Source organism: Corallococcus sicarius (genome assembly GCF_003611735.1).
Classification (GTDB): Bacteria; Myxococcota; Myxococcia; order Myxococcales; family Myxococcaceae; genus Corallococcus; species Corallococcus sicarius.
In genome coordinates this window covers 1-10,861 of the sequence record NZ_RAWG01000321.1, presented here as the reverse complement: position 1 = coordinate 10,861, position 10,861 = coordinate 1, and the positions used below count along the sequence as shown (strand labels likewise).

Annotated in this window: 10 protein-coding genes and 2 pseudogenes; 9 read left to right on the top strand and 3 right to left on the bottom strand. The window is 70.6% G+C overall.

Annotated elements, in window-relative coordinates:
- Nucleotides 1-390, top strand: a pseudogene (locus tag D7X12_RS34000) (hypothetical protein); the annotation flags it as partial.
- Between the two features lie 26 nt (nucleotides 391-416).
- Here the strand turns inward: D7X12_RS34000 and D7X12_RS33995 are convergent.
- Nucleotides 417-731: a tetratricopeptide repeat protein gene (locus D7X12_RS33995; RefSeq protein WP_120629369.1), complete on the bottom strand. Its 315-nt coding sequence runs from the start codon at nucleotides 729-731 to the stop codon at nucleotides 417-419.
- Nucleotides 732-792: 61 nt separating this feature from the next.
- Between D7X12_RS33995 and rsfS the strand changes: the two genes are divergently transcribed.
- The 4 genes from rsfS (at nucleotide 793) to D7X12_RS43820 (ending at nucleotide 3,820) form a co-directional block, all read left to right on the top strand.
- On the top strand, nucleotides 793-1,347 hold the full coding sequence (gene rsfS / locus D7X12_RS43825) for a ribosome silencing factor (RefSeq protein ID WP_208719453.1): 555 nt from the start codon (nucleotides 793-795) through the stop codon (nucleotides 1,345-1,347).
- A 1-nt stretch (nucleotide 1,348) separates the two neighbouring features.
- Nucleotides 1,349-1,813: a 23S rRNA (pseudouridine(1915)-N(3))-methyltransferase RlmH gene (locus tag D7X12_RS33980; RefSeq protein ID WP_120629368.1), complete on the top strand. Its 465-nt coding sequence runs from the start codon at nucleotides 1,349-1,351 to the stop codon at nucleotides 1,811-1,813.
- Nucleotides 1,814-1,901: 88 nt separating this feature from the next.
- Nucleotides 1,902-3,059: an RNA ligase RtcB family protein gene (locus tag D7X12_RS33975; RefSeq protein ID WP_120629367.1), complete on the top strand. Its 1,158-nt coding sequence runs from the start codon at nucleotides 1,902-1,904 to the stop codon at nucleotides 3,057-3,059.
- Nucleotides 3,060-3,118: 59 nt separating this feature from the next.
- Entirely contained in the window at nucleotides 3,119-3,820 is a 702-nt protein-coding gene (locus D7X12_RS43820) for a double zinc ribbon domain-containing protein (protein ID WP_208719451.1), read from the top strand.
- An 8-nt stretch (nucleotides 3,821-3,828) separates the two neighbouring features.
- Here the strand turns inward: D7X12_RS43820 and D7X12_RS33960 are convergent, their stop codons facing one another.
- Both D7X12_RS33960 and D7X12_RS33955 read right to left on the bottom strand, forming a co-directional pair.
- Nucleotides 3,829-4,734 carry a Uma2 family endonuclease gene (locus D7X12_RS33960; protein WP_244224946.1) on the bottom strand — a complete coding sequence of 302 codons (906 nt, stop codon included), beginning with the start codon at nucleotides 4,732-4,734 and terminating at the stop codon, nucleotides 3,829-3,831.
- A 154-nt stretch (nucleotides 4,735-4,888) separates the two neighbouring features.
- Entirely contained in the window at nucleotides 4,889-5,206 is a 318-nt protein-coding gene (locus D7X12_RS33955; protein ID WP_120629365.1) for a DUF3817 domain-containing protein, read from the bottom strand.
- Between the two features lie 239 nt (nucleotides 5,207-5,445).
- Here D7X12_RS33955 and D7X12_RS33950 point away from each other — a divergent pair, with 239 nt between their 5' ends.
- From D7X12_RS33950 to D7X12_RS33935, 4 genes and pseudogenes are all read left to right on the top strand, one after another.
- Nucleotides 5,446-6,489 (top strand): SIS domain-containing protein, encoded by a 1,044-nt coding sequence (locus D7X12_RS33950; protein WP_120629364.1) that lies wholly within the window; start codon nucleotides 5,446-5,448, stop codon nucleotides 6,487-6,489.
- Nucleotides 6,489-7,658: an N-acetylglucosamine-6-phosphate deacetylase gene (gene nagA, locus D7X12_RS33945; RefSeq protein WP_120629363.1), complete on the top strand. Its 1,170-nt coding sequence runs from the start codon at nucleotides 6,489-6,491 to the stop codon at nucleotides 7,656-7,658. Before D7X12_RS33950 ends, nagA begins: the two co-directional genes overlap by 1 nt.
- 72 nt (nucleotides 7,659-7,730) lie before the next feature.
- Nucleotides 7,731-9,764, top strand: a complete 2,034-nt coding sequence (locus D7X12_RS33940) for a glycosyl hydrolase family 18 protein (protein ID WP_120629362.1) — start codon at nucleotides 7,731-7,733, stop codon at nucleotides 9,762-9,764.
- A 266-nt stretch (nucleotides 9,765-10,030) separates the two neighbouring features.
- Nucleotides 10,031-10,861, top strand: a pseudogene (locus D7X12_RS33935) (DUF3857 domain-containing protein); the annotation flags it as partial.

The following is a 10,861-nucleotide window of genomic DNA, read 5'->3' as shown; positions in this document are numbered from 1 at the left end:
GGGGCGGGCTACACGTACCGGGGGCCGGTGAAGCTGTCGCTCTCGTATGCCTTCCAGGAGGTCAGCTCCAACAGCTTCGGCGAGACGGCGCTGCGCCACCGGCTCACCGGCAGCGCCGGGGTGCTGCTGCCCTGGAGGGTGACGCTGCTGGCGCAGGGGTCGCTGGGGCTGTCGCGCTACCCGGACGGCATCTTCCTGTCGCCGGAGATCATCCTGGTGGAGGAGGACGAGGGGCAGAACTCGGTGTCGCTGAAGCTGGCGCGGCCCGTCTCCGCCCGGGTGGACCTGGAGCTGTCCTGGGGCGTGTGGAGCACGCGCCTGCCGCGCAACAACCTGAGCTACACGCGCCAGGTGTTCGGCGTGGGCTTCACCTGGCGCGACGCGGAGTAGGCGCGGACCCCTCCGTCGGGAGGATTTCAGTCCAATTCGGAGATGCGCTCGTCGATTTCCTCGGCCAGGCCGGGGTGCTGCTGGGCGAGCGCGTGGTCCCGGGCGGTGGTGAGCACGGCCCGGGCCTTGTCCGTCTGCCCGGCCCCCACGTAGGCGTCCCCGAGGGAGACGAGGGCGGCGGCATAGTGTGGATCCAGACGGACGGCGGACTCCAGGGTCTGGATGGCGTCAGCGTATTCCTTGCGCTCCAGGTGCAGCTTCCCCAGGGAGAACCAGGCCATGGGGGCGTCGGGGAACTGGGCCACCATCTTCTTGAACTGCTCCAGGCGGGCGTCGCTCATGGACGGAACCCATTAGAGGAGCGCTGGAAGGTTGCCAAGGGTGCGCTAGGGTAGTTGGAACATGGCCACGAAGAAGAAGACCCCCGCATCCAAATCCAAGGCGAAGGCGAAGGCGAAGAGCGTCACCCGGGCTCCGGCGCGGAAGAAGACGGCGGCGAAGAAGGCGAAGTCCAGCCTCCGTCCGCCGCCGCGCACGAAGACCGCCGCCGCGCGCAAGAAGGCGCCGCGCGCTCCGGCGCCGCCCCCGCCGCCCAAGCTCGCGGAGAACCCGAAGGCACGCGAGCTGGCGCGCCGCATCGGAGAGCTGCTGCTCGACAAGAAGGCCTCGGACGTCATCATCCTCGACATGCGTGGGATGACGTCCTACGCGGACTACATCGTCATCGCCTCCGGCGAGAGCGACCGCCAGGTGAGCGCCATGGCGGAGAACGTCCAGGTGCAGCTCAAGCAGGGCGCGGAGCCGCTGCGTCCCATCAGCACCGAAGGTCTGGAGACGGGCCAGTGGGTGCTGCTGGACTACGACGACGTCGTGGCCCACCTGTTCAACGGCGAGGTGCGCGCCTTCTACGACCTGGACGGGCTGTGGGCGGACGCGCCCCGGGTGAAGCTGGCCTGAGGTGAAGGTCCGCCTGCTGTCCATCGGCAAGGATCGCTCGGGACTGTTCGAGCCCGCCGTGCAGGAGTACGCGCGGCGGCTCGAGCACTACACGCGCTTCGAGCTGCTGGAGTTGACCGAGGCCTCCGGCAAGAAGCTCAAGCCCGGGGATGCGAAGGCCGCCGAGGCCACCGCCATCCTCGGCAAGCGCAAGCCGCAGGACTGGGTGGTGGCGCTGGATGAGCGCGGCACGCTGCTGGATTCCGTGGAGCTCAGCCGCTACGTCGCCAAGGCGCAGACAGGCGCGAAGGACCTGCTCTTCGTCATTGGTGGGGACGAGGGCCTGGACGACACGGTGCGAGCCGCGGCGCATCAGGTGATTTCGCTGTCGAAGATGACGCTGCCCCACCGGCTGGCGCGCGTGGTGCTCATCGAGCAGCTCTACCGCGCGTTCACCATCCTGAAGGGCGAGCCCTACCACAAGTAGGCGAGCGGGCGACCGGGCCGGGCTCCCGGGCTCCCGGGCTCCCGGGCTCCGGCGTCAGGGCGTGCGCGGGGCCAGCGTCAGCGAAGCCATGTCCACGTCTTCCATTGAACCCTCCACGGCCGTCGCGCCGGCCGCCACCGTGCGCATCATCGCTTCACCCCAGTCGTGGGTGGAGGGCGAGGCGGTGCGCCAACTGGAAGCGGTGGCGCGGCTGCCCGGCATGCGCCTCGCGGTGGGGCTGCCCGACCTGCACCCCGGCAAGGGGGCCCCGGTGGGAGCGGCCTTCGAGTCCGAGGGCTTCCTCTATCCCTATCTCGTCGGCAGCGACATCGGCTGTGGCATGGGCCTGTGGGACGTGGACCTGCCGGTGCGCAAGGCGAAGGCGGAGCGGTGGGCGGGGAAGCTGGACCTGGAGGGCCCGTGGGAGGGGGACGCGGAGGCGTTTCTCGCGGGGCACGGCGGGAAGGCCACGGGCTTCGAGGCGGCGCTGGGCACGGTGGGCGGCGGCAACCACTTCGCGGAGGTGCAGCGGGTGGAGACGGTGCACGACGCGCGCGTCTTCGAGGCGCTGGGGTTGCGGGAAGAGCGGTTGCTGCTCCTGGTGCACTCGGGTTCGCGCGGGCTGGGGGAGGCCATCCTCCGGACGCATGTGGACCGGCACGCGGCGGGAGGGCTGGCGGCGCAGACGGAGGAAGCCCGCGCGTACCTGGAGCGGCACGACGGCGCGGTGACGTGGGCGCGGGCGAATCGCGCGCTGGTGGCCGAGCGGGCGCTGCAAGGCATTGGAGCGACGGGGCGGCGGGTGTTGGACGTGTGCCACAACAGCGTCACCGCGCGGCACGCGGAGGGGCGCGTGGCGTGGCTGCACCGCAAGGGCGCGGCGCCCTGGGATGAGGGGCCGGTGGTGATTCCTGGCAGTCGCGGCGCGCTGAGCTATCTGGTGTTGCCGGTGGGTACGGGCGAGCACAGCGCCCACAGCCTGGCGCACGGGGCGGGCCGCAAGTGGACGCGCACGGCGGCGCGGGAGCGGTTGAAGGAGCGCTTCACCGCGGAGTCCCTGACGCGCACGGTGTTCAAGAGCCACGTCATCTGCGAGGACCGCGACCTGCTCTTCGAGGAGGCGCCGCCCGCGTACAAGGCCATCGACCGCGTGGTGACGGACCTGGTGGAAGCGGGGCTGGTGCGGGTGGTGGCGACGCTGGCGCCGGTGCTCACGTACAAGACGCGGGGCCGCACGGCGGAGTGAAGCGCGGCACGGGACTCGCACGAGGGGCGCGGCATGCGCTGTCCCCTGGAGTCCCGGTGATGTGGAAGGCCCTGTTGGACCTGCTCTATCCGCCCATGTGTCTGGCCTGCGCGAAGGTGCTGCCGGGCGTGGGCGCGGTGTTCTGCGAGCCGTGTGACACCGCGCTGGAGCGACTGCCGCCGGTGTGTTGCCGGACCTGCGCGGAGCCGGGGACGTTCCCGGGGAACACCTGTCCCCGGTGTCGGACGGTGCCGCCGCCGTTCAGCAGGGGCTGGGCGCCCTTCGCGCACGAGGGGCCGGTGGCGCGCGCAATCCATCGCTTCAAGTACGAGGACCAGCCGGACCTGGCCGCGCCGCTGGGAGCGCTGCTCGCGGACGAGGCGCGGCGCTTCTTGAGGACGGCGCCCGGGTGCGTGGTGGCGCTGCCGCTGCATGTCCGGCGCTTCCGGACGCGGCAGTACGACCAGGCGCAGCTGCTCGCGGGGGCGATGGCGAAGGCATCGGGGCGGGTGGCGCCGGTGGGGTGGCTCGAGCGCACGCGCGAGACGAAGCGGCAGGTGGGGCTGAGCGAGGTGGAGCGCACGGGCAACGTGGCCGGAGCCTTCGTGGCGTCGCGGAGGGTGAAGGGGCAGGAGGTGCTGCTGTTGGATGACGTGTTCACCACGGGCTCCACCGCGCGGGCCGCCGCCCTCGCGTTGAGGGAGGCGGGGGCCGTACGGGTGGAGGTGCTCACGTTGGCGAGGGCGTTCACCCTCGCCTGAGCGGTGGCCTACTTCTTGAGCTTTGCCATCTCAGCCTGAAGTTCCTGGAGTCGGCGCTCCAGTTCCTCCCGGCTCTGCTTCTCCAGAGCACGGCGCTGTTCTTCTGCCCTGAGCTGACGCTCCAGCTCTTCGCGGCTCTGCTTCTCCAGAGCGCGTCGCTGCTCTTCTGCCCTGAGCCGGCGCTCCAGCTCCTCCCGGCTCCGGGTCTCCTCAGCGCGACGCCATGTCTCTTCCGAGAGACGTCGTTCGGCCTCATCGAGACGCCGTGTCTCTTCCGCGAGACGTTGCTCGGACTCCAAGGCGCGTCGTTGCAGCCCCATCGCCTCGTCTCGCATCCGGCTGATGAGTTCCCTGGACTCCAGCAGGGGCGCGTTGCCCGCCCAGAAGCGCAGGTGCTCGCCCTCCACCTGGATCTCAAGTCCCAGCACTTCCGAGACATAGCGCCCGTGACGGGGCTCCATGCGCGTGTAGACGCGCGCCTCGGGCGTCGCCAACCGGTAGCCCTCCAGCGTGAGCCGTCCCCCATCGAAGATGAAGTACTCGGGGATTCCCAGCCGGGCGTACCGGCTCACGTTGAACTCGGCGTCCTTCTTCCGGTCGCCGCCGACGTGCACCTCCATCACCCAGTCGAGACCGTGCCCCTCGTGGCTGACCACCCACTTGTCTCGGATGTGGGACTCCGCACCCAGCACGACCAGCAGGTCGGGCGCGAAGCGCCGCTCCGCCGGGTAATACACGGGCAGCTCCGAGCCCACGTACACCTTGCGTCCCCGGTGTTCGAAGTAGCCTCGGAGCACATCCACCGTGCTCATCTTGGGTTGGGAGTGGCGGTCCCCCTCCGGCATCGCCATCTCTTCGTACGTCACCTCTCCAGGCAGTGCGTCCACCACCTGGGCCCTCTCCTCCTGCCCCATCCGATCCCACGCTTCCTGCGAGGGCGCCCGAGGGAAGGCGTCCCCAACCTTGTCGGTATGACGTCCCATGACCTCAAGCCTGCGTCGGGTAGGCCCTCCGGTCAATCGCCCCCGCGCGGGCACCTGAGCAAGCCACGGGCCGTCGCCCGCGCGCTCAGCGTGGCTGCGCCGTCTCCAACGCCCGCGCCTCGCCGCGCAGCTGCGCGTCCAGCCAGAACGTCCCGCCCGGCACGAGCGAGGCCGCGAACGCCACGGCGATCCGCTTCACGCCCCAGCGGTACTCAATCGCAGCCATCATCAGCGTGTACAGGTACGCCATGAACAGCAGGCCGTGCGCCATGCCCACCACGCGCACGCCCTGAGGCAGGTGCATCACGTACTTCAGCGGCATGGCGATGAGCAGCAGCACCAGGAAGGACATCCCTTCCCAGAAGGCAACGGCGCGGAAACGTCCCAGGGCGGTCTTCAGCATGACCTCTTCTCTCCTCCGCGCCCCCCGACACCGTCAAGCCAGCGGGCCCGGTTCGCATCGGCCCCCGTGGTCAGCGCGGTGAGCCCCGGTGATACCGCGCCCGCCTGCCCTGCGGCCCACCTCTCACGGGCCCGCCGCGTCTCCTGAACGAAACGGCGCCCGGTCGCGGTGTTCTTCCCTTCACCTCCGACGCCTTCCTCCACCGTCCAGCTCCGGAGACTGCTATCCCCTGCGCCGTGATGCACACCGAGACGACCCCGCCCCTTCCTGCCCTCGCGCGCGAGGCCGCCCAGGCCTCCGACGCGGCCCGCCGCCAGCTTGAACGCTGCCGGGACACCTTCGCGTACCTGGGCGCCCGCCTGCGCCGGACGCCCCCGCGCTTCGTCGTCACCTGTGCCCGGGGCAGCTCCGACCACGCGGCCGTCTACGGCAAGTACCTCATCGAAACCACGCTCGGCCGCGCCGTCGCGTCCCTCGGCCCGAGCGTCGCGTCCGTCTACAACACGCGCTCGCTCGACCTGCGCGACTCGCTCTTCATCACCGTCTCCCAGTCCGGCCAGAGCCCCGACCTCCTGCGAATGACGGAGGCCGCTCGCGCGGGCGGCGCTGTCGTCCTCGGCTTCATCAACGACGAGTCCTCGCCCCTGTCGGCGCTGTGCGACGTGCGCGTCCCGCTGTCCGCCGGCCCCGAGCACAGCGTCGCCGCCACCAAGTCCTACCTGCTCTCCGGCCTCGCCTTCCTCCAGCTCGTCGCGCACTGGTCCGACGCGCCCGAACTGCACGACGCCGCCCTCCAACTGCCCGACGCGCTGGAGGCCGCCAGCACGCTCGACTGGTGGCCGGCGCTCGCGTCGCTGAAGGACGCCTCCAGCCTCTATGTCGTCGGTCGCGGCAGCGGCCTGGGCGCGGCGCTCGAGATGGCCCTCAAGTTCAAGGAGACCTGCCGCCTGCACGCGGAGGGCTTCAGCACCGCGGAGGTCCTCCACGGTCCGCTCGGGCTCTTGCGCCCGGGCTTCCCCGTGCTCGCGCTGGGCCAGGAGGACAACGCGGCGCAGGGCACTCGCGACGTCGTCAAGCGCATGGTGGAGCTGGGCGCGACCGTCCACTCCACCCTCGACGTCCCGGGCGCGAAGCGGCTGCCCACGCTGCCGGGCCTCCCCGTGGCGCTCGCGCCCCTGTGCCAGGTGCAGAGCTTCTACTTCGCGGTGCACCAGCTCGCGACGGCGCGCGGGTTGGATCCGGACGCCCCCGCGCACCTGCGCAAGGTCACGGAGACGGTGTGATGCCCACGGTCGTCCTCACGGGCGCGCGCGTCTTCAACGGGGACCATGTCCTCGAAGGACAGGCCGTCGTCCTCGAAGGCGACACCCTCCGGGCCGTGGTCCCCACCGCGGAAGTCCCCTCCGGCGCCACCGTGCACGCGCTGCCCGGCGACACGCTCCTCGCACCCGGCTTCGTCGACGTGCAGGTGAACGGCGCGGGCGGCGTCCTCTTCAACGACACGCCCACCGTGGAGGCCGCGCTCGCCATCGCGTCGGCCATGCGGCGCTCGGGCACCACGGGCCTCCTGCCCACGTTCATCACCGACGACGCCACGCGCATGCGCGAAGCCTGCGAGGCCGCGCTCGAAGCCACCGCGCATCCTCACAGTGGGGTGCTCGGCATCCACCTGGAGGGCCCCTTCATCAGCCGCGAGCGCGCCGGGGTCCATGCCACCGGCTTCATCCGCGCACCCGACCCGCGCGACCTCGACTACCTCACCGCCCTGCCCCGCCGCTTCGCCGCGCACGGGGGCCGCGTGCTGATGACGCTCGCGCCCGAGTGCGTGGACGACGCCACCCTGCGCCGCCTCTCCGCGTCCGGCGTGGTGCTCAGCGCGGGCCACACCGCCGCCACCAGCGAGCGCACCGCGCAGGCGCTCCAGGCCGGCGTGCGCGGCTTCACGCACCTGTTCAACGCGATGCCGCCGGTGCTCAACCGTCAGCCCGGCCCCGTCACCGCCGCGCTCCTTCACGACGACGCGTGGTGCGGCGTCATCGCGGACGGCGTGCACGTGCACGCGGACAACCTGCGCCTGCTCCTCAAGGTCAAACCACCGGGCAAGGTCTTCCTCGTCACGGACGCGATGCCTCCCGTGGGCACGCCCGTCACGTCCTTCACGCTCCAGGGCCGCACCATCCTGCGGCGCCACGGCCGCCTGGAGACGGAGGACGGCACGCTCGCGGGCGCGGACATCGACCTCACGGCGTCGGTGCGCCACTGCGTGCAGATACTCGGCGTTCCCCTGGAGGAAGCGCTGCGCATGGCCTCGCTCCATCCCGCCGCGTTCCTGGGCCTGCAGGGACACCGGGGCCGCGTGGCTCCGGGCCATCGCGCGGACCTCGTGCTGCTGAAGGAAGACCTTTCCGTGCACACCACCTGGGTCGGCGGACAGCTCCAGCGCGCAGAATAAAATCTCCCGGATTAACCCTGAAAAATCGGGGCGTGACTCCTTCCGCGTGTACCGCAGGCGAGGAGAACACGAATGCTGCGTAGCAAGTGGATCATGGGCCTGGTCGCGTCCGCGCTGACCGTCGCCGGATGTGGCCAGGAGACGTTCGCGCCCGAAGCGCAGGGCCCGGGCAGTGTGATGAAGGCGCCGCTGGCCTCCGAGTGGGCCGTGGGTGTCGCCTACTCAGTCGGCACGCGCGTCACCTATGGCGGCCGGCTCTATGAGTGCCGGCAGGCCCACACGTCCCAGGCGGACTGGACGCCCACGGCCGTGGCCGCGCTGTGGCTCGACGTCGGGCCCGCGACGGGCGGCGGTGACACCACCGCCCCGGTCGTCAACGCCTCCAGCAGCGCCTCCACCATCACCGCCGCCGGCTCCCTCACCGTCTCCGGGAGCGCCACCGACAACGTGGGCGTGACGAAGATTGAAATCCTGGAGAACGGCAACCTCGTCGCCACCGCGTCGTCGTACACGCGCGCGTTCTCCGCCTCCCAGAACGGCACGTACACGTACACCGTGAAGGCGTATGACGCCGCCGGCAACGTGGGCACGAAGACGGTCAGCGTCACCGTGGCCATTCCCGGCACCGGCGACACCACCGCGCCCGTCGTCACCGCCAGCGCCAGCACGTCGCGCCTCACCGCCGCGGGCTCCGTCACCGTCTCCTCCAGCGCCACCGACAACGTGGGTGTCACGAAGACGGAGATCCTGGAGAACGGCGCGCTCGTCGCCACCGCGGCCTCGTACACGCGCACCTTCTCCACGTCCGCGCAGAACGGCACGTACACGTACACCGTGAAGGCGTACGACGCCGCGGGCAACGTGGGCACGAAGACGGTCAGCGTCGTGGTGGAGCTGCCCGGCCTTCCCCCCACGGGCAACAAGCGCATCGTCGGGTACTTCACCGCGTGGGGCATCTACGGGCGCAGCTACCAGGTGTCCAACGTCCCGGCGTCGAAGCTCACGCACATCAACTACGCCTTCTCCAACATCTCCCCGGACGGCAAGTGCATCCTCGGGGATCCGTTCGCGGACATCGACAAGGGCTTCGGCTTCCCCGGCGAGTGGGACCCGGGCGCGCTGCGCGGCAACTTCCGCGCGTTCAAGGAGCTGAAGAAGACGAACCCGCAGCTCAAGCTGCTCATCTCCATTGGCGGCTGGTCCTGGTCCAAGTACTTCTCCCAGGTGGCCGCGTCCGCGTCCGCGAGAACCGCGTTCGTGAAGTCCTGCGTGGACCTGTACGTGAAGGGCCAGTTCCCCGGCGTCACCCCGGCCAACGGCGTGGGCGTGTTCGACGGCATCGACGTGGACTGGGAGTACCCCACCGGCGGCGGCCTGCCGGACAACATCAGCAGCCCCGCGGACAAGGTGAACTACACCCTGCTCATGCAGGAGTTCCGCGACCAGCTCGCCGCCGTGACGGCGCAGACGGGCCAGCCCTACCTGCTCACCATCGCGTCGGGCGCGTCGCCGGACCTGCTCGCCAACAAGCAGGAGACGGTGAAGCTGGCCGGCATCCTCGATTGGATCAACGTGATGACCTACGACTACCACGGGGCCTTCGAGAGCACGGTCAACTTCCACTCCGCGCTCAACCGCGTGACGGGCGACCCGGGCGCCGTGGACGGCTTCTACAGCGACGGCTCCATCGCGAAGATGCTCCAGTTGGGCGTGCCCGCCTCCAAGATTGTGTTGGGCGTGCCCTTCTACGGCCGCGGCTGGGGCAACGTGCCCAACGTGAACAACGGCCTGTTCCAGAGCGGCGTCCCCACCAAGGGCACCTGGGATGACGGCCAGTCGGGCCTCACCGGCGTGTTCGACTACAAGGACCTCAAGGCGAACTACGAGAAGGCGGGCTCCGGCTACACGAAGTTCTTCCACCCGGAGAGCAAGCAGGCCTACGTCTACAGCCCGACCACGAAGGTGTGGGTGGCCTACGACGACGTGCAGAGCGTCAACGCCAAGTCGGACTACATCCTGTCCAAGGGCCTGGGCGGCGCGATGTTCTGGGAGCTGAGCGGCGACGACGGCTCCCTCGTCAACGCCCTCTACTCCAAGCTCCACTAGCACCAGGGCTCGTCCCTCCACACACACCGGGCCGGCACGGGCGTCAGCGCCCGCGCCGGCCCGGTGCATTTTCCGCCTTCAAGCCTCCACGGGCGTACCCCGCCCCACACCGGTCCGACGTAGACTGGGCGCGTTCTGGTTGCCTGCCCGCCGTCCGGGGCCCCATGCAGGGGAAGGCCGTGACGGGTCCACCTGTTCACCGCCGTCGTCGCCCCCCTGCTGTCCCGGCGTCGCTGCCTGCGCCGCTGCTCTACCGAGGAGAACGGATGTCGCGTTTCACATCGCTGGCCGCAGTCTTCGTGCTCACCTGCCCCGTGCTGGGGTTCGCGAGACCGAGCGCGGACGACAGGGCCCGCGAGTACGCGGCCGAAGCCCAGAAGGCCGCCGGGTCGCCGCGCGGGGGCGCCGCGCTCCTGCGGATGCACGCGCTGGTGGACGACGTGGAGGACCTCACCCCGCTCGTCAGCACCTACCAGCAGCTGGCGTCCCGCCGCACCACCGACGTGAACACGCGCACCACCGCGCAGCTGCTCCTGATGGACGCGGAGCGTTCCCGCGGCCGGATGGTGCGCGCCAACGAGGTCCGCCAGTGGCTGGGCTTCGTCAATGACTTCTACGTCGTCGGCGGCTTCGAGAACGAGGGCAAGGCCGGCTGTGACACCGACTTCGGCCCGGAGGCCGCCGCGCTGGACCTGGGCGCGCGCTACTCCGGCGCCAAGGGCCACGAGGCCACCTGGCGCAAGCTGAGCGTCACGTCCGCGGATGGCTACGTGGACCTGGCCACCGCGGTGCGCCCCAACAAGGAGGCCGTGGCGTACGCGCTCACCTGGCTGGAGGTGCCCCAGGACACGCGCGTGGCGCTGGGCCTGGGCGTGTCCGGCGGCTACCGCCTGTGGGTGAACGGCCAGCTCGCCTCCAAGGAGGACCGCTACAACCTGCCCCGCCCCGACCAGACGCGCGTGTCGGTGAAGCTCAAGAAGGGCCTCAACCGCGTGCTCGTGAAGGTGTGCCAGGAGGCGGGCCCGCTGGGCTTCTACCTGCGCTCGGAGACGGCCTCCGCCCGCGCCACGCTGCCCGCCAAGGCCCCCGCCCTGGAG